Origin of the sequence: Nocardia sp. NPDC049526 (assembly GCF_044465765.1) — a bacterium.
In the GTDB taxonomy this organism is placed as follows: domain Bacteria; phylum Actinomycetota; class Actinomycetes; order Mycobacteriales; family Mycobacteriaceae; genus Nocardia.
This window is the reverse complement of sequence record NZ_JBITMA010000001.1, coordinates 773,613-793,882: the sequence shown is the minus strand read 5'-3', so window position 1 is coordinate 793,882 and position 20,270 is coordinate 773,613. Positions and strand designations below refer to the sequence as shown.

Sequence of the window (20,270 nt, the reverse complement as noted above, 5' to 3'; positions counted from 1 at the left end):
GCTAGGCGACCGGCGCACCGGCCCCCGCAACCGCCCGCAGTGGTGCGAAGGCGAATTCGGCGAGGCCGTCGTGCGGATCCACCTGCGCGGTGAATCCCAGAACGCGTTGCGCCTGTTCGGGGCTCGCGACGATATGCCGCACGTCGCCGGGGCGATAGCGTCCGGTGATCACCGGTTCGGGGCCACTGCGCGCCGCGGCCAACGTGGTGGCTACCGCGCCGATGGTGATCGGACGTCCCGAGGCGATATTGAGCGGAACAAAACCGGTATGTGCATATTCGACCGCCGCGAGATTCGCCGCAGCGATGTCACTGACATGCACGAAATCCCGCGCCTGCCTGCCGTCTTCGAAAACCTGCGGCGGCTCGCCGGCCTCCAGCGCGGATCGGAAGATCGCGGCAACTCCGGAATATGGCGTATCCCTTGGCATATCGGGGCCATAGACATTGTGATAGCGCAATGCGGTGACCCCCGATTCGGTTACCGCCGCCCACGCTGACGCGTAATGCTCCTGCGCCACTTTCGCCGCCGCATACAGACTCCGCGGCCGCAGCGGAGCATTCTCCGGCACCGCCTCCCAACTCAAAGCCTCATCCGAATCCGGATCCCGATGCTCGAACATCCCGTTCTCGAGATCCCCGCGCCTGCGCACCCCGACCTCGACGACCCGAGCCCCGCGATACCGCCCCTCCCCATAGACCACCATCGATGAAGCCAGCACCAACCGCCGACACCCGGCCCGGTCCATCGCCGCCAACAAAACCGCGGTCCCCAAGTCGTTATGACTGGCATAAGCAGGCGCATCCTGCGCACTCACCCCCGCCCCGACCACCGCCGCCTGATGACAAACCACATCGATCCCCCGCAACACCGGATCCAGCGCATCCGCATCCCGCACATCAACCAACCGCACGTTCTCTGGAACAACCGCGCCAACCCCGTGCGCCGCAGGCAACATCACATCGACCGCCACTACCTCATGCCCCGCACCGACCAACTCCCGATGCACCCGCGTCCCGATAAAACCCGCCGCCCCGGTCAGCAACACCCGCATTTCACCACCACCCCGAGTCCTCGTGCCCGACCCGTCCGCAACCCACTCCATCGTTTATCGAGGTCATGCCCCGATTCTGCTGCCAAGTCCGCAAAATTCATCGCAACCCGGCCACGCCGTCAGACTTTTGTCACGATCCCAGACGACTCCCGAAATGCCCGTCGACGCGGTGACCGGCGGATCGTGCCGCAGTCACTACCGGATTCCGCGATCGCCGCAGAGCACCACAGCGGCGGCCCGCGTTGCGGAAATCGTCACTCGATATGGGCCGGGTTGTTCCATTCGGCGCGGCGAACTCGCGGCCACCCACATCGAGCACGCAGCGACGGTCAGCGAGCGAGCCGACTCCGCCGCATCCCGAGAACACCCGCGCGAGCAGCGGATTTCAAGCGCCGCGGGAAAGGTAGCGGACGGGAGGTGGGGTTCGGTAGCCGAAGGCTTTGATGAAACGGGCGCCGATTCGGGCTTCGCCGGCTTCGAGCGCCTCGGCGCCCACGGTGTTCATTACTCGGTTGATGACATTGAAAAGAGTTGCTACCCAGACGGCTTCGTCGAAAGCCTCGGCGGTGACGCCGGCCTCACGGACTTTGTCGGCGTCGCCGGGAGTGAGGCCATCGGGATCTCGAACCATTTTGCCGACGAATTCGAGCATGGCGCGAGCTTCGGAGCGCAGCGGCGAGTTGTCGCCGTCGGCCAGGGCCGCATCGACCAGATTCGCAGCAATATATGCGCCCGCGATGCCCCGGTGGGCGGAGTCGCAGAAGGGGCATTCATTGGACTGGGAGGCCCTGGTTGCGAAGATTTCGCGTTCGGCGACAGTCCAGAAGGACGGTCCGCGCATAGCGTCCTGCATGAGGTCCGAAAGCGGGGTGCCGAAATAGCGGTGCCGGTAGCAGATGACCTTCATGACCGCGGGAACCTCGGTGCGTCCCAACCGCTGCATGGTCGCGAACATGATTCGGGCCGGGAGTTCTTGGCCGGATTCGACTGCGTCGAGCCACATTTTCAGCGCCCCTCCCAGGAGCGGCGGGCGGCGCGCAACCGTCGGTCGGCGGCGCCGTAGGCCGCGATGACGGCCGCCTCGAAGATCTCGTCGTCGCTGCGTCCCGCCTCGGCCAGCGTCGTGATGTTCTTCTCGGTGAGCCGATACGAACGTTCGGCGACCAGCTCGACGAAATCGGCGAGGTCCTCGGGGACCCCGGCCGCACCTTCTTCACCCGAGGCCCGCGCCCGAATCGACCGCCGCGCCTCGACCGGCAGCTGTCCCGGCGCAGCTTCGAGATGCGCGCCGAATTCTTCCCATTTCGAGCCCATGGAACGCCGTGCCATGGCCCCATTCTTGTCCATCAACCGCACTACCGCTGCCGAACGAAGATCAGATTTCACCTTCCCCGCCGAAGTCCCGCCGCACGAAATTCGGGCGCAGCTCCGGCTCGGGTTCGTCGTAGTAGCGGTGGAAGGTCGGGGTCACGCCCGAGGAAATCGGCGGATTGATCCAGCTCCAGTCGGTCGGGCATTTGCGACCCGCGGCCTGCTCCCGATTGACGTGGTCACAGAACTGTTTGGCGACCGTGTGATGGTCGACGATATACACCCCCGCCTTTCGAAAGCTGTGCAGCACCGCGCGATTCAATTCGACCAGCGCCTTGTCGCGCCACAGCGAACGTTCATGTCTGGTGTCCAGGCACATCATTTCGGCGATGAGCGGCAACATGTTGTACCGGGTGGTGTCGCTCAGATTGCGCGCACCGATTTCGGCTCCCATATACCACCCGTTGAACGGTGCGAACGGGTAGGTGATGCCGCCGACCTCCAGGTTCATATTCGAAACCGCGGGCAGCGCATGCCATTTCAGGCCGAGTCCGGCGAACCAGTCGAATTCGGGATGTTCGAGTTCGACCTCGCGGGCCAGTTCGGGCGGGATGTCGAACCAGCGGATCGGCTCGTCCGGTGTGCTGATGAGCACCGGCAGGATGTCGAAGGGCGTGCCCGCGCCGCGCCAGCCGAGCTTCATGGCGAATTCGGTGATCGCGATATTGGCCGGGTCGCCGGTGACGGTGCCGTCGCCGTTGCGATAACCGGCGTAGCGGATGAGTTGTGGGCTGACGATGCGGAATTCGCGACCGTCGGCCTGGCGCGGCGGTCCGACGGTGATCATCGATTGGATGGCGCCGCCGTTGGTCGCCATATGCAGGTGCTGCCAGCAGACCTCGGCCAGGTCGCGGGCCGAGCGCACCCGCCGTGCGTCGAGCAATTTCAGTGATCGCCAGTGCTTTCGCCCGACGCAGCGGGCGTGGTTGCGCCACGCGAGCTTGGCGCCGATCAGGATCTCCTCGGCGGTCTGCACGTAGCTGCCAGTTTGCTGGAGTTGTTCCAATGCGGTGCGGCGGCGGTTCGCGGATAGATGCGCGAGTTCGGGCAATCGGAAGAACTCATCACACTCCCGCATCCGCCTTTTCAGATCGAGTCCGAAAGGTTTTGTGTCAGCAGAGCTTTCGAGCGGCATGACAGGTAACGCTTGATTCACGGTTTTCTCCGGTCGGGCATCAGGTACTGCGTCTGAACAGACAGGCATTGATCGAGCAGAGAATTTCGCGCGCGGAGCGCAGCTGACACCGGGCTACGCCGGAGGTCCGCGCGGTAGCCTCCGCGTTGCGGGGAACCTGGATACGGCAGAAGCTTTCGGAAGCGGAGCCGTGCAGGCTGTCGAGTTGCCGAGCACGCGCACAGCATCATGACCTGGCTGCTGCCGTTTGCTGTCCACGATCATGCTCGTCCCAATCGACGCCTGAAAACGCCCGCACCGCAGCCTAAGACCGGTGTGCTGGCCGTGTGCCCCAATTCGACGTAATGCCTGTTCGGAATCTGCTGGGCACGGGCAACTGTTTGCCGATCCGCCCGAACCCGACCGACCTGTACGTTGCGTGCGCAGTACCGTTGTTCGAACGGTTCGTCCAGCAGTGAGGATTGGCTCGTGCGCAGCGTTATCGGTATGGCGGTGACCGTTCTGGCGCTGCATGTCATCGGCTGGGGCACTCTGCTGTTGTTCGTGGTGCCGGGGCATCACGTGGTGCAGGGCGCGGTCTTCGGAGTCGGTCTCGGCGTCACCGCCTACACCCTCGGCATGCGACACGCCTTCGATGCCGACCACATCGCCGCGATCGATAACACCACTCGAAAGTTGGTGGCGGAGAACGGCAAGCACAGGGTGCAGACGGTCGGTTTCTGGTTCGCACTCGGCCATTCCAGCGTGGTGTTCATCCTGGTCGCGCTGCTGGCGTTCGGGGTGCGGGCGCTCGCGGCGAATCTGGAGAACCAGGATTCGGGGCTGCAGCGGTGGACCGGGCTGTGGGGAACCAGCATCTCGGGTACCTTCCTGATCGTCATCGGTCTGCTGAATCTGGCCTCGCTACTCGGCATTTGGCGCGTCTTCCGACGGATGCGGCAGGGCGACTTCGACGAGGCGCAGCTCGAGCGCGAGTTGGACAGCCGGGGCCTGTTGAACCGGGTGCTCGCGCCGGTCGTGCGGCTGGTCGAGAAGCCGTGGCAGATGTTTCCGGTCGGGCTGTTGTTCGGACTCGGCTTCGACACCGTGACCGAGGTCGGCCTGCTGGTGATCGCGGGCGGCGCGGCCGCGACCGGACTGCCCTGGTATTCGATTCTTGTTCTGCCCGTGCTGTTTTCGGCGGGTATGGCGCTGTTCGATTCGCTCGACGGCTCATTCATGAGCTACGCCTACGACTGGGCCTTCGCCGAACCAGTCCGCAAGATCTACTACAACCTGGTGATTACTGGACTGTCGGTGGTGGTGGCACTGCTGATCGGTGGACAGGAGATCGTGTCGATCTGCGCCGACCGGCTCGAGGTCGAATCCGGGATAGTCGCGTGGATCGGAAAGCTGGATCTGGGCGATCTCGGCTACATCGTGGCGGGTCTGTTCGTGGCGACCTGGGTGGCGGCGGCAGCGATATGGCGCTTCGCCGGAGTCGAACGACGCTGGCAGGGTGACCTTGCCACGAAGTAGCCGAGCCGAATGCCCCGTGCCGCATACCGACCGGCATGTTTATGGCTTGCGCGCCTACTTTCGCATTTCTGGCAGGATGGGCGCCATGCTGTCTCGGCGCGAGGTGCGGCGTTGGGTCTCCAGCGCCATAGTCAGCGTCGCACTGATTGCCGGTGCGGCGGTGTTCGGTCCACCCCCGGTGCTAGCAGCGCCCGGCGATCAGCCCCGCCCGAACACCGGCTCGGCGGATGGTCCCTCCCCCGCGGAGCCGACCGTCCCCGGCGTGAGGCAGGCTTCGATCGATCGGATCGTGCCCGTCAACGACCGGTGGCTGCGGGTGTGGGTGAATTCACCCGCGATGAGTCGTGCCGTCGAGGTGCAGGTGTTGCTGCCGCGTGAGCAGAACCATCCGCGGCCGACCGTCTACATGCTCGACGGGCGCAGTGCCGAGGCGGAGAGCAACAACTGGACCGAACTCGGGCACGCGGACAAATTCTTCGAAGACAAAGACGTGAACGTGGTGCTGACGGTCGGCGGACCGGCCAGCTTCTACACCGACTGGCAGCGCCCGGACCCGGTGCTCGGCACCAATATGTGGGAGACCTTCCTGACGAAGGAACTGCCGCCGCTGATCGATGCGAAATTCAACGGCAACGGACGCAATGCCGTCATGGGCGTCTCGATGGGCGCCGAGGCCGCGATGATGCTGGCCTTCCGGCAGCCGAAGCTGTACACGGCGGTGGCCGCGCACAGCGGATGCTTCTCCATGGGCACCGATCTCGGACAGGCGCAGGCCCGCGCGGTGGTCGCGACCTACCGTGGTGGACCCGACAATATGTTCGGCGATCAGCACGATTCCGCCTGGCTCGACCACGACGTGCTGCTGCACGCGGAAGCGTTGCGCGGCAAGGCGATCTACCTGTCGGTCGGCAGCGGACTGCCCGGTAAATACGACACCCCGAACAACCCGGATCTGGTCAGCACCATCGGATTCGGCGGTCCGCTGGAGGCCGCGACCAATATGTGCACCCGCAGGCTGGCCGATCGACTCACCGCGCTCGGGATTCCGGTGACCGCGAACTTCCGGGCGACCGGGACGCATTCGTGGCCGTACTGGGCCGACGAGTTGGGTCTGTCCTGGCCGACGATCTCGCGGGCGTTGGGCGTTTAGCCGATCCCGAAGCGCGCCAGCACATCCGGATCGGTCGCGAACCGCAGGAACTGCTCGTTCTCGTGCGAATCACCGGTGGTCACCCGCACACCGTCGGTACCGTACGGCCGCAGCAGCACCCCCGCCTCGGCACTCACCTCACCGTATTGGGCGCTGCGCTCGCCCAGCGGCAGCCACAGGAAGTTCGACTCGCTCGGCGGCACCTCGTAGCCCGCGGCGAGCAGTGCGTCGCGCACCCGATTGCGTTCGACCACGAGATTGTCGGTGCGGTCGAGTAGCTCGTGCCGCGCCTCCAGCGAGGCGATCGCGGCCGCCTGCGCGACCCGGTTGACGCTGAACGGGATGTGCACCTTCATCAGTGCGGTGATCACCGCCGGATCGCCGACCGCATAACCCGCGCGCAGCCCCGCCAGACCGTACGCCTTGGAGAAGGTCCGCAGCACAACGACATTGGGCCGATTGCGCCCCAGCTCGACCCCGTTCGGACGCTGCTCGGGGGTGAGCCGCATGTATTCGAAATAGGCCTCGTCGAGCACGATCAGCACATGCTCCGGGATCGCGTCCAGGAAGCGGACCAAATCCGCCTCGACCACCGCGGTGCCGGTCGGGTTGTTCGGATTGCAGACGAAGATCAGCTTGGTGCGATCGGTGACTGCGGCGGCCATCGCATCCAGATCGTGCACATGCTCCGGGGTGAGTGGCACCTGCACGGCGGTCGCGTTGCCGACCTGGGTGACGATCGGATACGCCTCGAAGGAGCGCCAGGCGAACAGCACCTCGTCGGTCGGCGCGTCACAGGTGATCTGCACCAGTTCCTGACACAGCGCGACGCTGCCGCAGCCGACCGCGACGTTCGCCGAGGAGACGCCGAGGAAGTCCGCAATGGCCGCGCGCAACTCCGTGACCTGATTATCCGGGTAGCGGTTCGCCATTTCCGCGGCCTCGGCAATGGCCTTCGCGGCGGATGGGAGCGGACCGAAGGTGGTCTCATTGCTGGCGAGCTTGACCGCGCCCGGATGGTTGCGGCCGGGGACGTACGCCGGGATCGAATCGAGGTCCGGCCGGATGTGCGCTGTCACCGTTCAACCATATGCCGGGTACCGGAAAATCTGGGTGCCAGGGCCGCTCACGTGCAATTTCTCGCGAAGATCAGCAGATCCACCTACCCTTGTTTCATGTCGGGCATTTACGACGATATTGCGCCGCTACGTAGTCGCGACGACATCATTTCCGGTTCGGACCCACAACCATCGACCAACGATCGGCTTCGAACCGCCAGCGCCCAGGTGCCCATCACGGTGGCCGAGCCGGAGGGCAATGCGCGCGGCGGCATCGTGGTGCTGCACGAGGCCCGGGAGTTCACCGGGGCATTGCTGGAACTCATGAAGGCCCTGGCGACCGAGGGCTGGACGGTGGTCGCGCCCAATCTGTTCCATCGCATCGACGGCGAGCCGGCGCAGGAGGTTTTCGGCGACGAGCTCTTCGACGATTTCGACGCCTGCTTCGACTGGCTCACCCGCCGCGGCGTCTTTCCGGACTGCATCGGCGTGCTCGGCTTCGACCACGCGGGCACCGCGGCCTTCCTGGTGGCGACCAATCGCCCCGTCGGCGCCGCGGTCAGCGTCGCCGCATCCGGCATCGTCGAACCACTCACCGACGAGGCCGATGCCCTCATCCGCGCGGCTCCCAATCTGCAGGCGCCGTGGCTCGGGCTCTTCGGCGCCGACGACCCGGACACCCCGCCCACCCACGTGGATCAACTCCGGGACGCCACCGCCCGCGCCGCGGTCGCCAGCCTCGTGGTGACCTATCCGGGCCTGCACCACCGCGCCGACCGACCCGGCGGCGACGAAGACTTCGATCTGGTCGATTCCCAGACCCGGATTTTCGACTGGTTCGACAGCAATCTTCGGTGATTACCTGGCGTTTTGCGATCTGGACGTCGGCTACTGTAACCTTCCTGTTCGGCGGTTCGAAAGGACCGGTGCCCTCGAAGAGAAGGCTCCAGGAGGCGTGCCAGAGCGGCCGAATGGGACTCACTGCTAATGAGTTGTCCCTTCACGGGGACCGGAGGTTCAAATCCTCTCGCCTCCGCCACACCCCGGTTCGCCGGGGCTATACAACTGAACACAGGCATGCGCCCGTAGCTCAACGGATAGAGCATCTGACTACGGATCAGAAGGTTAGGGGTTCGAATCCCTTCGGGCGCACTTCATTCGCGGAAGGCTCATGCTCACGACGAGCGTGAGCCATTGCTCATTTCGTCATGTTTTGTGGGGGTGGAACCCCCACACCCCCACCCCGGAGGGCTTCGCCCCCGGACCCCCTGTCTGGCCGGAGGGCTTCGCCCCCGGGTGGTGGGTACGAATCCCCTCGGGCGCACTCGTATTTGTCGACATGAGTGCCCATCAACCTTGGCGGCCGTGTGCCCGTCAGCTGGCATGAACAGCCAGGTTCCACCACGAAACGAACTGCGCATCTTCGGATTTCAGCTCCCAGCGCGCGACGAGTTCGAAGAACTCATCTCTCGCAGATACCCCCGCAACGTAGCCTCTCGAAGATCACCGAGCGTCGACGACGTCAGCGCGGTCGCACTTCCTGCGGAGTGACCCCGAACCGCGCCTTGAAGGCGGAGCCGAAGGCGCTGAGGGAGCGGAAACCGCTGGCGTAGGCGATGTCGGCGACGGTGCGGGTGGATCGGGCTTCGCGGAGGCCGCGGTGCGCGCGGTCGAGCCGCTCGCCGCGGATCAGTTCGCTCGGTGTGGTGCCGGTGTGGTGCAAGGCCAGTTGGATCTGCCGCAGTGACCAGCCGAGGCTTCGCGCGATCGCGGCCGGTGTCAGGTTCGGGTCGTCGGCGTGCCGGCGGACGTGGTCACGAACCGCGGTGTCCACCGTGGCCAGCACGGTCGGCATCTCGTTTCGGTGGCGCAAGCAGAGGCGGAGCAGATCGACGATCGTGTCACAGGCCGAGGCGAACTCGGGCCCGTCGAGGGCATCACGTTGCTCACCGAGTTCGGTGATCATGCCGACGACGACCGAGCCCAGGCCCTTTCGCAAGTCGACCAGCGCAGGTCCCGCGCCGAGCTCGAGCGGCAGAGTGCCCGCGGGGACATTCATCACCCACCCGCGGGCAGCCTGGGGTTGACCGAAATCCACGGGACGCGTCTTGGTGACCACCGCGCCGTGCCCCGGAAGCACCTGGGCGGTGGTGTCGTCCTGTCGTACGCGCAACGCGCCGGACATCGGGATCATCACGCGCAGACTATCGTCGTGGTCCTGGCGGATATCCGCGCGCGTCCTGGCGTAGACGACACTGTCCGACCAGAAATCGATCAGCTGATAGCCCGCGTATCGCTGCACGGCCGTAGTTCCACGGAACGCCGACCGGCTGGCGAAACGGAACTGCAACGTGCCCTGGTTACGACAGACATGCTCAGCCCAGAGGTCGGCCGAATCACCGGGCGCGACCATGCCGGTATCGACCCGTTCCACCAGGTATGGCTTGGCGACCGACACGAGCAACCTCCCGACCGACATGCGCGTTTCCGTCAGACCCGTGCACATTTCAGGTCGAGCGCGCATCGGTCCGCGGCTTAGCGTTAGCCGATCGTACAGCTCACAGCCCATCGCACCGGTGCGTTGCTCAGCCGTCGGCGGGGCCCGTTCGGCACGGGCACGAACGTACGACGCGGCTGCGCAGGCTCGGAACCACCCGCACGGAGGCACAGATGAAGCGCACGCATACTCACGTATCGACTCGGCTGGGGCTGGTGCATGCCGTCATAACCGGCAGCGGCGATCCGATCGTGATGTGGCCGAGCCTTCTGATGGACGCTGCCCTCTGGGACGCCCAGGTCGATTACTTCGCGCGGAATCACCTGACCATCGCGGTGGATCCGCCCGGCCACGGGAGGTCCAGTCGTCTCGAACAGCGCTTCACCTTCGAGGAGTGCGCGGGCTGCGTGGTCGACATCCTCGATCAGCTCGAGATACGGCGAACGCATTTCATCGGGAACTCGTGGGGCGCCATGATCGGCGGCACCCTCGCAGCCACATTCCCTGAGCGCGTCGAAACCGCCGTGCTGATGAACGGCACGGCATCGTCGGCTCCTACCGTTCAGCAGATGCAGTACCGGATGCTATTGATGGTGATCCGGATTCTCGGCGGGATTCGCCCGCCACTCACCAAATCGGTGGTTCGCGCGTTTCTCGGTCCGACGACCGTAAGCACGCGCCCGCAGGTCGTCCGAAAGGTCGTCGACATCGCTCGTGGCAATGATCCGGTATCGATCATCAATGCCGTGCACTCCGTGGTGATCGATCGCCCGGACCAACGAGACCTCTTCGCCTCGATTACCTGCCCCACGCTGATCGTCGGAGGTCGCGAGGACCGCACCTTCCCCCTGCCCGAACTCCAGGCCATGGCGGACGCCATCCCGGGCTCGGAGCTCGTGGTCATCGACGGGGCCGCACACCTCACGGCCGCGGAAGTCCCCGACGAAGTCAACCGTCTGGTCGAAACCTTCCTGGCCAACCGCGCCGCGACGAGCAATTAGTCCGGGCCGTCGGCTCGCGAAGGCCAGGGGCCGGCGCCACTATTCGCCGGGGAGGGTGGAGTAGAGCAGGTTTCGGAAATCTGTGGCCGGTCGCGCTTCACGTTGGCGAGTGACCACGCCGATCTGATTCGGATACCGCCTGAACGCCAGATGCATGCGCCACCGACGGTCAGGTCAGGCGGACATCAGCGACGAACCCAACCCTGCGCTCGGTCGACCAGATTCCACCACGAAACGAACTGCGTATCGTCGGATTTCAACTCCCAGCGTGAAGCGAGCCGATCGAAGAACGCGTCATCAGCGGTCTTTCCGCCTTTCGGCTCTCCGATGTACACCAGCCGTTCGCCACCGTCGGCCTCGAACGCGGCGAGCGCGTCGGACGCCATCGTGTTGCCCCAGCCCGGAGGCCAGCAGAGGAACAGCACATCATCCGAGCCGCCGCTCGGACGTGCCGCGAACTCATCGAGATTTCCGACCCGATGCCATACGTCCGACTGACCGGCCGCACCGAGAAACGACGCGTTCTCCGTCTTGTCCGGCGGTTCGGAGTCGTACGCGTCGACGCCCACTCTCGCCTCGGTCAGCTGGGCCGCCCAATACCCGCGCCCGGCGCCCAGTTCGACTACCTTGCGGCCATCGCAGAACTGAGCCACCCACGCAACCGTCTCCGGAGACGGGATGGCGTATGCGTAGGCGGCCTGCAAGATTGTCTGGGCGAACCCCAGACGCGCACTGCCCTTCGCTCGACCACCGTCCACCACGCGACGGCCTTGGTACTCGGACACCGACGGCGCGACGATCTCCCAATACGGATTCGCGCTGACCGACCTGCCACCGGTCAGGTAATGCACGAACCGCAAATCGAACGCCGCATCGGCCCGAGCATTCCCCGTCCCCGACAGCATGGGCGCGGTATCCAAGTACTCCGCTATCTTCGGGTACTCGCCGCGAAGCCGCTCGTCATCACCAAGCAACGCCGCCAGTTCGTCCCGCCGATCCGCCGTCAACGCGAGCTCAGTCATCCGTCGATTCTGGACTGACACAGCCCAATTCGTGCGCACTTCCGCAGGCAGAGCCGACCCGCTCAACGATCACGCTCTGCTGTGCGACTCAAACGGGATTGTGGGCAGGACGCTTGGTGTGGGTACCCCTATACGCACAAGCCCCGCCATCCTCGAAGACGGGCGGGGCTGTCGCTCAGCGGAACTACGAGCGGTTGAATTCGCCGTCGACTACGCCAGTGGTGAACGCTTCCCACTCGCCGGGGGTGAAGACCAGCGCAGGGCCAGCCGTGTTCTTCGAGTCGCGAACACCGACCATTCCCTTATCGAGGAACGCGACCTCTACGCACTCCTGGCTAGCCGAACTGTGGCTGCTCTTGAACCACCGCGCCCCCGACAGATCGACATTCACCGAGCCAACTCCTCTGCAATCTGCTGAATCAGTCCGCGGCTCGCGTCCTCATCCAGTGCCACACGCTGAATGCCAGCATAGGCGTCCCGATACTCGTCGACCTCGTCAGTCTTCTCCAGGTAGAGCGCACCCGTGAAGCCCTGGATGTAAACGACGGGAGGTTCGGTCAGCTTCGCCGTTGGATGCCGAGGAAATTCGAGAAGAACGAACGAACCGGTGAATACCCCCTTATGCCTTCCAGCCGAGAGGGGAACCACACGCACCGAGACGTTCGGAAGTCGACTCGCTTCGACCAAGTGTGTGAGCTGCGCGGACATCACCTCCGGCGAGCCCTGGACGCGACGCAAGACGGACTCATCGAGCAGGACACGCATCTCGAGCGGCTTGGCCTTGCTGTGGAGTCGTTCCTGCCGTCTGCGGTGGAGTTCGATCCGGCGCTCGACCTCATCGGATGGCATGCCGGGAAACTCGGTCCAGTGCAGTTCCCGTCGGTACTCGGGGGTCTGCAACAAGCCGGGAATCAGAGTCGTGTGGTAGGAGCTGAACCGTTTGGCGGCGTCCTCCAGTCCGACGTAGAGATCGAAGTGTTTCGGTATGGCGTCGCCATAGGCATGCCACCACCCCTTTGCCTGAGATTCCTCGGTCAGCCCGAGGAGTACATCCGCTGTCTCATCCCCGACGCCGTACATCTGTGCCAGATGGATGATGAACAACGGATTGATGCGCGTCGGTTGCCCTGTCTCCATGCGCCAGAATGTCTGCTTCGATACGCCAATGGCCTTCCGGGCTGCCTCGACACCTATCCCCGCCTTTTCTCGCCGATCCCGGAGCAAGCGGGCGAGTATCCGGCGCGGGAGGATCGAACCTGTCGTCACTGCATCTGAGGTCATCGTGTCGGCTCCATAGCGTTGCTAACGGCTCACGTTCGTCTGGGAACCAATCTTGCCGTCGCTGCGGAATCTTGTGTGCTCGTTGCCGAAAGTATGCCTAGGAACGTTCCCAATGCCTGGTCGCGATGCTGAACTGGATGTGCGCTCGGATAGAACTCTCCCACCCTGCAGCAGTTGTCAGGGCCGGGCGCAACTAAGCCACCCAACGCGAGCAGAGGTCTAAATCGATGGACCACATAGCTTTTGGCGACAGCCCGGTTTCACGCTGCTACTTCTACAGGCGGGTTTGCGATCTTCCCGCGACCCTCGACCCGCCTCACCTCGGGCGAATCATCATGAAGGCCGACCACGTATGGGCGTTGATCATGCCCGCCCATCTCGGGCAAGCAGTCAAATTCCGCATGCAGCAACATGATTCGGATATCGGTCCGATCTTGTCGCATCCCAGGTCCACTCGCTGGACCTACCTTGTCAGGCCGGACATCCCGACGACGTGCGACTTTTCGCGGAGATGTTCCGGCTCAACGTCTCCGTGGTGCGGACAGGTGAGACAGTCGCGCTTCCCTCGCCAGCAGATCACTGTGTCGAGTTCCGGCGCTGGGTGCAGCCACCACAATGCACCTTCCGGCCCTCGGGTTTAGTCGTTGTCGACGCGATCCGCGCTTGCTCAGGTCAGCCGATGCAGCGGAGGGCGACAAATGCCTGAGTGCACATGTGGGCCATGGATCAAGGTGTCGATGTGCGGCGCGGCGCTGTTCAGGGCCAGTACCGGGGAGTTGGCTCAGGTGGCGTGCCCTTCGCGATTCTGCGCGGGCATGGTGCCCGTTGTCGATGGCCGAATAGCGGACCACTCGCCGATCATGCCGAATCCGCAACCGTGCCCTGGGCCGGTATACGGGTCGTCGACGACCGTGCTGACCACGCGCTCAACGCCATCGGAGTCATGCTCCATGAATAAAGTTGAACGACAACCAAAGACGGAGATAGCACCAGCGGTGGCCGCATTGCTCCAGGTATTTCATGAGCACACGCCGGAGAAATTGAGGCTCGCACCGATCGATAGCGTCACGCTCTGCCACACCCTCAACGGGATCACCGAGGTAGATGAAGCCGGTTGGTGCACCGACTACGACGACACGACCGAAGAGGACGCAACCGTTGTCCTGCCGATCAGCGTCGTAGATCGCGAGAAGCCATGAACGCGAAGGCATCTCCGAAACCAGGCGAACCGGATGTGCACCTGAGCGTATTCCTGCACGGTGCACGATTCGACTTCATCGCATGCCTCACCGCGGCACTGACTTTCGTACAGGAACATCAAGCGCGGCACTACGCCGATGCGGTAACAATGGACCTGGGTGACGCCAGCGGCTACCCGCGCCTCCCCAATGAACGGTTGTATCTGGAACCCTGAGCCGTCGCAGAGCCATTGCCGACCTCGCACAAGGTAGAGAGCTTGTGCGAGGTACCCACTAGTTGTGCGACACCGGACGCCCAACCTCGGTCCGGTGGCCCTCTCGCTCACCGATCCGTTTCCGCTCGAAATCCTTTGGCAAGATCTCGAAGTCGCACCGCCGGTGAATGGGTCGTCAGTGCGGGGCAGACCTGTTGCTCAGCGGAGCTGCGCCTGCTCTCGAGCCATCGTGTCAGGCCTCCCGGACGTTCAGGACCACCTTGCCGAAGGTCTCGGAGGAGTCCAGGAGGCGGTGGGCCTCTGCGGCTTCGGTGATCGGGAGTTCGGCGTGGATGACCGGGGCGATGGTGCCGTCCGCGATCAGGGGCCAGATGTGGCGGCGAAGTTCGGCGATGATGGTGGCCTTGCTGTCGGGGCCGGTGGTCGGGCGGTTGCGGACGTTGTTGGCGTGGACGGTGCCCCATTTGGACAGCAGCGCACCGAGATTCAGCTCGGCGGTGACGCCGCCCTGCATGCCGATCACCACGAGGCGGCCGTGTGGTGCCAGCGCCTCGACGTTTCGTGAGAGATAGGCGGCGCCCATGATGTCGAGGATGATGTCGGCGCCGGGACCGCCCGCACCGTTCTCGGCGCGGATCGCGGCGACGAAATCGTCCTCGCGGTAATTGATCAGGACGCTCGCGCCCAACTCGCGGCACCGCTTCAGCTTCTCCGCCGAGCCCGCAGTGACCGCCACACGGGCGCCCTGGCTCACCGCTACTTGAATGGCGTGCGTACCGATTCCGCTGCCGCCGCCATGGATCAGCACCAACTGCCCCGCGTCCAGCCCGGCGGTCATCGCGAGGTTCGACCACACCGTCGCAGCCGCCTCGGGCAGCGCGGCCGCCGCACCGAGGTCGAGCCCATCGGGCACCGGCAGCACCTGCGTCGCGGCAACCACGACCTTTTCCGCATACCCGCCACCGGACAGCAGCGCACACACCCGATCGCCGACGTGCCAATCCCCTACCCCATCACCTACTTCGGCGATGACCCCCGAACACTCCAACCCCATGACCTCGCTGGCCCCGGCCGGCGGCGGATAGAACCCCTGCCGCTGCAGCAGATCCGCGCGATTCACCCCGGCCGCGGCAACCTCGATCAGCACCTCCCCATGCCCCGGCACCGGATCCGCCGCCTCGCCCCACTCCATCACCTCGGGTCCCCCGAACCCGTTCAGCTCGATAGCGCGCATTGCCCCATCCTGCCCCCACCCCGGACCTGCCCGCTGCTCACCCCTGCCCGCGAGCGTGCACCCCGTGTACAGGCTGTTGCCGAATCGGCGCGGATTTTGGCCGTGCCACAGATCACCTGCCCGGATGGATTGCTGCCACGCGATCATGCTCGCCGGTAGGTGTTTCGGTCCCCCGCTGTGACGTCGCGATCGCCCGTTGGGCGTATTCGGCAACAGGCTCGGAACTGGATGTGCGGCTCACATGTGAAGCGCGGCGTCCCGCACTCTGGTCCGGTGTCGTCAGGCGGGGAATATGGCCAGCTGCCTGCGGGGTCGGGGGTGGGGGACTAGCGTTCCGGGCGTGAGCAGCTTTGTCGACTTCCAGAACGAGATCTACCTGGGTGGACTGGGTGGCGCGGTACCCGAATTGCCGTTGACGGCTGCGGGTTTGGAAGACCGGGCGCGTGCGGTGCTGAGTAAGGAAGCCTTCGCGTATGTGGCGGGGAGTGCGTCCGGGGAGCGGACGGCGGCGGCCAATCGGTCCGCATTCGACCGGTACCGGATTGTGCCGCGGATGCTGCGCGGCACCTCGGGGCCGGGTGCGCGCGATCTGTCGGTGGAGGTGCTCGGAACGCGACTGGCAGCGCCGGTGCTGACCGCGCCGGTCGGGGTGCTGGAGCTGCTGCACGAGGGCGGTGAGGTGATCGTCGCGGAGGTCACGAAGGAACTCGGCGTCGGCACCGTGGTCTCGACGGCGGCCTCGTCCACCATCGAGGACGTCGGCGCGGCGGCCGGTAGCTGGTGGTATCAGCTGTACTGGCCCGCCGATAACGAGCTGGCCCGATCCTTCGTCGAGCGCGCGGAACGGGCGGGTGCGTCGGCCATTGTCGTCACCGTCGACACCCCGAGCCTCGGTTGGCGACCCCGCGATCTCGAGCTCGCACATCTGCCGTTCCTGCACGGCAAAGGCATTGCCAACTATCTGTCGGATCCGGTCTTCCGCGCGAAGCTTTCCGCGCCACCGGAAGAGAGTGCGGATGCGATGCGAGCCGCGATCCTCACCTGGGGGGACCTGTTCGGCAACCACGCCCTGCGCCCAGCCGACCTCGCGCACCTCCGGGAGTGGACCGATCTCCCGATCGCGGTCAAGGGCGTCCTGCATCCGGCCGACGCCCGCCAAGTCGTCGACGCGGGCGCCGACGCGGTGATCGTCAGCAACCACGGCGGCCGTCAAGTAGACGGTGCCATCGCCGCCCTCGACGCCCTCCCCGCCGTAGTCGCCACCATCGGCGACCGCGCGGACGTCCTGTTCGACTCCGGCATCCGCACCGGTTCGGACGTGCTCACAGCGCTGGCACTCGGCGCGAAGGCGGTGCTCTACGGCCGCCCATGGGCATACGGTCTCGGCATCGCGGGCGGAGCGGGGGTGCGGCACGCGCTGCGCGTCCTGCTCGCGGACTTCGACTCCGTCATGGGGCTGTCCGGATGTGCGAGCCCGGCCGAGCTCGACCGCTCACTGATCGCCACAATCCGCTGATTCGCACCTCGGGTACCGGCCTCGGAGCTTGGTCGCCAGGGCCTGCACCCGTCCGCGTGTGAGTGCGCGCGCTTGTGTTCCCTCGGACATCGAATTCGGCGTGAGGTCCCCACGCTCGAGCGCCTGTCCAGGTCTTTCGCTGACGGCAAGGGCTGGCGTTTGCCCAGTTCAGGCGGGCTTAGAATGGAGCTTGTGCAACCCGAACCGAGCAGTCACGCGCCCGTCGAGCCGGAATGGCTCTCGTCGTCGCAGCAGCGTGCCTGGCGGGCCTACATGGACGGTAATCAGCGCTTGGCGACGGCTCTGAACCGTCAACTGCAACGCGACTCCGACCTCACCCTCGCGGAATACCGGATCCTCGTCCTGCTCTCCGAGGCTCCCGACCGTTCGTTGCGCATGAGCGAGCTGGCCGACGGCGTGCTGTCCTCGCGCAGTCGGCTCACCCATCAGATCCGCCGCCTGGAAACCCAGCGGATGGTCCGCCGCAATACTTGCCTCGAGGACGGCCGGGGCGTACTCGCCGAACTCACCGAGGAAGGTATGCGTCGGCTGGAGGCCGCCGCCCCCGGTCACGTCGAGGCGGTCCGCCGCAACTTCATCGACCTACTCGGTCCCGAACAACTCGAGATAGTCGGCGAGGTCTTCGCCCGCGTCGACCACGAGATCGGCAACTCCGACTGACCCGTCGGCAGACGGTGCACGGCACCGGGTAATCTCGTTGGCCTGGAGACGTGGCAGAGCGGCCGAATGCACTCGCCTTGAAAGCGAGCGTCGCGAGAGCGACCGGGGGTTCAAATCCCTCCGTCTCCGCAATCCCGACCTGGTCCGTCAGGTCTTTCACGGCAGCGAAACCGCAACGGTGGGTGGGGAATCCGGACACACCGCGACGCACGGAGCCCGCAGATGTGTGTCATGTTCGGGCTGGCTGACCGACACGACCGACCAGCTGATCGTGTCGGCACACCCGGACTTCGTCACGGCCGTAGAGCACCGTCGCGCAGAATCGCGCTGATGGGCGCTCTCGGCTATTCGTCCCACACCTGAATCGAGGTCTGGTCGACGGTGCGGCCGTCGCGCGGATCCGGGCCGATCAACCGGTCGCGGTGACCATCAATTCGGTCAGCAATCGCAGTGCGTGGTCCATGTCGGCTTCGGTCATCCGAGCCATACCGCAGGACGTGCTCAGCCCGCCGAAGGGACGCGGGTAATACTTCCGCGCTTGCGTCAAGGCCGAGCGGATATGGTCCGCACTCGCCTGCTCGTGCACGATGCCGGCGTAGATGGTCGCGTCGGTGGTCAGCTGCTCCAATGGCTGATAGATATCGGGATTGTCCACGTCGGCGAAGGGAAGTACGTCGGCCGCCGCCAGCGGAATATGAATACCCTGCAGCGTCCTGCCCTCCGGCCACGCCGCCGCAATGGCATTGACCAGGAGCACAACCGGCTCGAACCCGCTGATCTGCTTCAGCCACGTGCTGTGTTCCCAGTCGCCGCGACACAGATGGATCGTGACACGGGCGCCTTCCGGCATCCGGCGCACGAATGCCGCGAGATCCGAAGCCAGCTCAACAGCTTTCGCGGCACGCTCTCGCGCCGACTCGATCACTTCGATCGTCAACATGCGCCCGGGACTCTCGAGTTGGAACACCACGTCACCGTCGAACAACCGATGGATGGCGAAGATCTCGTCCAGCGCCGGTTTCCGGAACGACTCGTAATGCTGCTCGAGTCCGGCCTCACCCAAGGCGAAGTACGCATGGTCGTACGGATCGATAATGCACGCCTGATAGCTCTTGCTGCTGCCGCGCTGCTCGATCATGCGCCGCAGAATCGGCTCGGCCGCCTCGGCTTGGTCGAAATAACCCAGCAGCACGGGCGGAATCTCGAGCTCACGCTCACCGGCGTACTCGTAACCGGGCATACCCGGATACGCCAACTCGATATTGCCGTCCTTCACCTTCCGCATTCCAGGAAGCGCGAAGGTACTGCGCAGCCGCGGCATGATCCAACCGGGAAAAGCCGTGTCGCCCTCCGGAAACGACGGCAGGTACTCCCACATCGTGCCGAATTTCTCCATCGCGATCTGTCGTGTCGGTGCGTTGGCGCTGCCGACCAGATACGTCACCGGAAGTGAAAGAGCTGTCGCCATCGGTCGTCCTCTCCGTACGGATGTGCGGGGACTATAGCGCCGACGACCTCGGGTCGACTGCCACTCCCAGGCTGCGATCCGAGTCAGCCTTGACACGAAATATCCGGTCTCGCAGGTAAACTCACCGAATTGACGTGGCCGTTCGCCGCGTCCTGACCACCTCCCGGTACTGGGAACCGCATTGCGGTCCGCTGCCGTACCGCCGAAACCGGCTCGAGCGCAACGGTTTCGTCCGGTGCACGGATGCTGGGCTTTCCGGATCGCCGGACGTGGTCATGACGCTCGTCGATAATTGGTGGCGTGCCTCTAACCGAAGGTCTCGGCTCCAACCGGTCCGGCTCGGATGAGCCGAGCCCGCCTCTGATAGCGCCAGAGGACTACATCACGGATCGCTTGGAGCAGTACCAAGGTTGGTATGACAAGAAAGCCGTCACGATGAAGGCCAGGCATTTGCAGATCCGGGTCCTCGCCGTGGGCGGCGGCGTGACCGTGCCTGCACTTGTCAACCTCCCATTCGCGTGGGCACCGGGGGTGGTCACAGTGGTCAGTCTCGTTGTAGCGGCGTCGGTTTCGCTCGAGAGCGTCTTCAAGTATCGAGAGCAATGGAAGAATTACCGGTCGACCGAACAACTGCTCGGCCACGAAAAGGTGTACTTCCGCACCCGAACAGGACCGTACGAGCACTTGGGCAACACCAAGGCCTTTCGGACCCTTGTCGAACGAGTCGAAGGCGCAATCGCCGCGGAGAACTCGGCAACCCTGAACGTAATGACGACCGCCCAGCAGGCGAGCGAGCCGGCGTATCCGCGCGGCGCGGCGTCCAGCTGACCTCTTCGTCCCGGATCGATGCGCCCCGGGCAGCTGCATGAC

Annotated in this window: 21 protein-coding genes and 3 tRNA genes; 12 read left to right on the top strand and 12 right to left on the bottom strand. The window is 64.9% G+C overall.

Annotation, left to right across the window (positions count from 1 at the left end; translation table 11 throughout):
* Position 1: 1 nt before the first annotated feature.
* The 4 genes from ACIBW7_RS03470 to ACIBW7_RS03455 all read right to left on the bottom strand — a co-directional run bounded on the left by ACIBW7_RS03470 (position 2) and on the right by ACIBW7_RS03455 (position 3,560).
* Positions 2-1,054 carry an NAD-dependent epimerase/dehydratase family protein gene (locus ACIBW7_RS03470; RefSeq protein ID WP_397043637.1) on the bottom strand — a complete coding sequence of 351 codons (1,053 nt, stop codon included), beginning with the start codon at positions 1,052-1,054 and terminating at the stop codon, positions 2-4.
* 385 nt (positions 1,055-1,439) lie between these two features.
* Positions 1,440-2,057 carry a carboxymuconolactone decarboxylase family protein gene (locus tag ACIBW7_RS03465; RefSeq protein WP_397043635.1) on the bottom strand — a complete coding sequence of 206 codons (618 nt, stop codon included), beginning with the start codon at positions 2,055-2,057 and terminating at the stop codon, positions 1,440-1,442.
* A gap of 2 nt (positions 2,058-2,059) precedes the next feature.
* Positions 2,060-2,383, bottom strand: coding sequence for a hypothetical protein (locus ACIBW7_RS03460; protein WP_397043632.1), 324 nt, complete (start codon positions 2,381-2,383; stop codon positions 2,060-2,062).
* A 46-nt stretch (positions 2,384-2,429) separates the two neighbouring features.
* Positions 2,430-3,560, bottom strand: coding sequence for a nitric oxide synthase oxygenase (locus tag ACIBW7_RS03455; RefSeq protein ID WP_397043630.1), 1,131 nt, complete (start codon positions 3,558-3,560; stop codon positions 2,430-2,432).
* Positions 3,561-4,046: 486 nt separating this feature from the next.
* Here ACIBW7_RS03455 and ACIBW7_RS03450 point away from each other — a divergent pair, with 486 nt between their 5' ends.
* Both ACIBW7_RS03450 and ACIBW7_RS03445 read left to right on the top strand, forming a co-directional pair.
* Positions 4,047-5,078: a HoxN/HupN/NixA family nickel/cobalt transporter gene (locus ACIBW7_RS03450; RefSeq protein ID WP_397044174.1), complete on the top strand. Its 1,032-nt coding sequence runs from the start codon at positions 4,047-4,049 to the stop codon at positions 5,076-5,078.
* 85 nt (positions 5,079-5,163) lie between these two features.
* Positions 5,164-6,228, top strand: coding sequence for an alpha/beta hydrolase (locus ACIBW7_RS03445; protein ID WP_397043628.1), 1,065 nt, complete (start codon positions 5,164-5,166; stop codon positions 6,226-6,228).
* Here the strand turns inward: ACIBW7_RS03445 and hisC are convergent.
* Entirely contained in the window at positions 6,225-7,307 is a 1,083-nt protein-coding gene (hisC, locus tag ACIBW7_RS03440; RefSeq protein WP_397043626.1) for a histidinol-phosphate transaminase, read from the bottom strand. The two genes, ACIBW7_RS03445 and hisC, sit on opposite strands and share 4 nt — an antisense overlap.
* 96 nt (positions 7,308-7,403) lie before the next feature.
* Between hisC and ACIBW7_RS03435 the strand changes: the two genes are divergently transcribed.
* The 3 genes from ACIBW7_RS03435 (at position 7,404) to ACIBW7_RS03425 (ending at position 8,438) form a co-directional block, all read left to right on the top strand.
* Positions 7,404-8,144, top strand: coding sequence for a dienelactone hydrolase family protein (locus ACIBW7_RS03435; RefSeq protein WP_397043624.1), 741 nt, complete (start codon positions 7,404-7,406; stop codon positions 8,142-8,144).
* A gap of 91 nt (positions 8,145-8,235) precedes the next feature.
* Positions 8,236-8,325: transfer RNA gene (locus ACIBW7_RS03430), tRNA-Ser, on the top strand.
* Between the two features lie 40 nt (positions 8,326-8,365).
* Positions 8,366-8,438: transfer RNA gene (locus ACIBW7_RS03425), tRNA-Arg, on the top strand.
* Between the two features lie 370 nt (positions 8,439-8,808).
* On the opposite strand, the gene ACIBW7_RS03420 is transcribed toward ACIBW7_RS03425, so the two are convergent.
* Entirely contained in the window at positions 8,809-9,765 is a 957-nt protein-coding gene (locus ACIBW7_RS03420; protein WP_397043622.1) for a helix-turn-helix domain-containing protein, read from the bottom strand.
* Between the two features lie 191 nt (positions 9,766-9,956).
* On the opposite strand from ACIBW7_RS03420, the gene ACIBW7_RS03415 reads away from it, so the two are divergent.
* Positions 9,957-10,784: an alpha/beta fold hydrolase gene (locus ACIBW7_RS03415; RefSeq protein WP_397043620.1), complete on the top strand. Its 828-nt coding sequence runs from the start codon at positions 9,957-9,959 to the stop codon at positions 10,782-10,784.
* A 185-nt stretch (positions 10,785-10,969) separates the two neighbouring features.
* Here ACIBW7_RS03415 and ACIBW7_RS03410 read toward each other — a convergent pair whose 3' ends face one another.
* The 4 genes from ACIBW7_RS03410 to ACIBW7_RS03395 all read right to left on the bottom strand — a co-directional run bounded on the left by ACIBW7_RS03410 (position 10,970) and on the right by ACIBW7_RS03395 (position 14,039).
* Positions 10,970-11,806, bottom strand: a complete 837-nt coding sequence (locus tag ACIBW7_RS03410; RefSeq protein ID WP_397043618.1) for a hypothetical protein — start codon at positions 11,804-11,806, stop codon at positions 10,970-10,972.
* Positions 11,807-11,990: 184 nt separating this feature from the next.
* Complete coding sequence (locus ACIBW7_RS03405; RefSeq protein WP_397043616.1) at positions 11,991-12,197, bottom strand: DUF397 domain-containing protein; 207 nt, start codon at positions 12,195-12,197, stop codon at positions 11,991-11,993.
* Positions 12,194-13,087, bottom strand: a complete 894-nt coding sequence (locus ACIBW7_RS03400) for a helix-turn-helix domain-containing protein (protein WP_397043614.1) — start codon at positions 13,085-13,087, stop codon at positions 12,194-12,196. Before ACIBW7_RS03400 ends, ACIBW7_RS03405 begins: the two co-directional genes overlap by 4 nt.
* A 781-nt stretch (positions 13,088-13,868) precedes the next feature.
* Positions 13,869-14,039 (bottom strand): hypothetical protein, encoded by a 171-nt coding sequence (locus tag ACIBW7_RS03395; RefSeq protein WP_397043612.1) that lies wholly within the window; start codon positions 14,037-14,039, stop codon positions 13,869-13,871.
* On the opposite strand from ACIBW7_RS03395, the gene ACIBW7_RS03390 reads away from it, so the two are divergent.
* Both ACIBW7_RS03390 and ACIBW7_RS03385 read left to right on the top strand, forming a co-directional pair.
* The gene (locus ACIBW7_RS03390) at positions 14,038-14,286 is read left to right on the top strand and encodes a hypothetical protein (protein ID WP_397043610.1); all 249 of its coding nucleotides are present in this window, start codon (positions 14,038-14,040) and stop codon (positions 14,284-14,286) included. The genes ACIBW7_RS03395 and ACIBW7_RS03390 overlap by 2 nt on opposite strands.
* Entirely contained in the window at positions 14,283-14,501 is a 219-nt protein-coding gene (locus ACIBW7_RS03385) for a hypothetical protein (RefSeq protein ID WP_397043608.1), read from the top strand. The genes ACIBW7_RS03390 and ACIBW7_RS03385 overlap by 4 nt, the downstream gene beginning before the upstream one ends.
* Positions 14,502-14,733: 232 nt before the next feature.
* Here ACIBW7_RS03385 and ACIBW7_RS03380 read toward each other — a convergent pair whose 3' ends face one another.
* Complete coding sequence (locus ACIBW7_RS03380; RefSeq protein ID WP_397043606.1) at positions 14,734-15,735, bottom strand: NAD(P)H-quinone oxidoreductase; 1,002 nt, start codon at positions 15,733-15,735, stop codon at positions 14,734-14,736.
* A 340-nt stretch (positions 15,736-16,075) separates the two neighbouring features.
* Here ACIBW7_RS03380 and ACIBW7_RS03375 point away from each other — a divergent pair, with 340 nt between their 5' ends.
* The 3 genes from ACIBW7_RS03375 to ACIBW7_RS03365 all read left to right on the top strand — a co-directional run bounded on the left by ACIBW7_RS03375 (position 16,076) and on the right by ACIBW7_RS03365 (position 18,061).
* The gene (locus ACIBW7_RS03375; protein WP_397043604.1) at positions 16,076-17,251 is read left to right on the top strand and encodes a lactate 2-monooxygenase; all 1,176 of its coding nucleotides are present in this window, start codon (positions 16,076-16,078) and stop codon (positions 17,249-17,251) included.
* Between the two features lie 273 nt (positions 17,252-17,524).
* Entirely contained in the window at positions 17,525-17,932 is a 408-nt protein-coding gene (locus ACIBW7_RS03370) for a MarR family winged helix-turn-helix transcriptional regulator (RefSeq protein WP_306306451.1), read from the top strand.
* A 44-nt stretch (positions 17,933-17,976) separates the two neighbouring features.
* Positions 17,977-18,061 (top strand) — tRNA-Ser (locus ACIBW7_RS03365).
* 280 nt (positions 18,062-18,341) lie between these two features.
* Here the strand turns inward: ACIBW7_RS03365 and ACIBW7_RS03360 are convergent.
* Positions 18,342-19,400 carry a hypothetical protein gene (locus ACIBW7_RS03360; RefSeq protein WP_397043602.1) on the bottom strand — a complete coding sequence of 353 codons (1,059 nt, stop codon included), beginning with the start codon at positions 19,398-19,400 and terminating at the stop codon, positions 18,342-18,344.
* A 300-nt stretch (positions 19,401-19,700) separates the two neighbouring features.
* Here ACIBW7_RS03360 and ACIBW7_RS03355 point away from each other — a divergent pair, with 300 nt between their 5' ends.
* Positions 19,701-20,228 carry a DUF4231 domain-containing protein gene (locus ACIBW7_RS03355; protein ID WP_397043600.1) on the top strand — a complete coding sequence of 176 codons (528 nt, stop codon included), beginning with the start codon at positions 19,701-19,703 and terminating at the stop codon, positions 20,226-20,228.
* The last annotated feature ends 42 nt before the right edge of the window (positions 20,229-20,270 follow it).

Bases quoted from the DNA above. Each gene is read 5' to 3' on its own strand.
- ACIBW7_RS03410 (WP_397043618.1), bottom strand. From the start codon at position 11,806: ATGACTGAGCTCGCGTTGACGGCGGATCGGCGGGACGAACTGGCGGCG.
- ACIBW7_RS03435 (WP_397043624.1), top strand. From the start codon at position 7,404: ATGTCGGGCATTTACGACGATATTGCGCCGCTACGTAGTCGCGACGAC.
- ACIBW7_RS03360 (WP_397043602.1), bottom strand. From the start codon at position 19,400: ATGGCGACAGCTCTTTCACTTCCGGTGACGTATCTGGTCGGCAGCGCC.
- ACIBW7_RS03460 (WP_397043632.1), bottom strand. From the start codon at position 2,383: ATGGCACGGCGTTCCATGGGCTCGAAATGGGAAGAATTCGGCGCGCAT.
- ACIBW7_RS03415 (WP_397043620.1), top strand. From the start codon at position 9,957: ATGAAGCGCACGCATACTCACGTATCGACTCGGCTGGGGCTGGTGCAT.
- ACIBW7_RS03470 (WP_397043637.1), bottom strand. From the start codon at position 1,054: ATGCGGGTGTTGCTGACCGGGGCGGCGGGTTTTATCGGGACGCGGGTG.
- ACIBW7_RS03465 (WP_397043635.1), bottom strand. From the start codon at position 2,057: ATGTGGCTCGACGCAGTCGAATCCGGCCAAGAACTCCCGGCCCGAATC.
- ACIBW7_RS03400 (WP_397043614.1), bottom strand. From the start codon at position 13,087: ATGACCTCAGATGCAGTGACGACAGGTTCGATCCTCCCGCGCCGGATA.
- ACIBW7_RS03455 (WP_397043630.1), bottom strand. From the start codon at position 3,560: ATGCCGCTCGAAAGCTCTGCTGACACAAAACCTTTCGGACTCGATCTG.
- ACIBW7_RS03395 (WP_397043612.1), bottom strand. From the start codon at position 14,039: ATGGAGCATGACTCCGATGGCGTTGAGCGCGTGGTCAGCACGGTCGTC.
- ACIBW7_RS03380 (WP_397043606.1), bottom strand. From the start codon at position 15,735: ATGCGCGCTATCGAGCTGAACGGGTTCGGGGGACCCGAGGTGATGGAG.
- ACIBW7_RS03450 (WP_397044174.1), top strand. From the start codon at position 4,047: ATGGCGGTGACCGTTCTGGCGCTGCATGTCATCGGCTGGGGCACTCTG.
- ACIBW7_RS03420 (WP_397043622.1), bottom strand. From the start codon at position 9,765: ATGTCGGTCGGGAGGTTGCTCGTGTCGGTCGCCAAGCCATACCTGGTG.
- ACIBW7_RS03390 (WP_397043610.1), top strand. From the start codon at position 14,038: ATGAATAAAGTTGAACGACAACCAAAGACGGAGATAGCACCAGCGGTG.
- ACIBW7_RS03370 (WP_306306451.1), top strand. From the start codon at position 17,525: ATGGACGGTAATCAGCGCTTGGCGACGGCTCTGAACCGTCAACTGCAA.
- ACIBW7_RS03445 (WP_397043628.1), top strand. From the start codon at position 5,164: ATGCTGTCTCGGCGCGAGGTGCGGCGTTGGGTCTCCAGCGCCATAGTC.
- ACIBW7_RS03385 (WP_397043608.1), top strand. From the start codon at position 14,283: ATGAACGCGAAGGCATCTCCGAAACCAGGCGAACCGGATGTGCACCTG.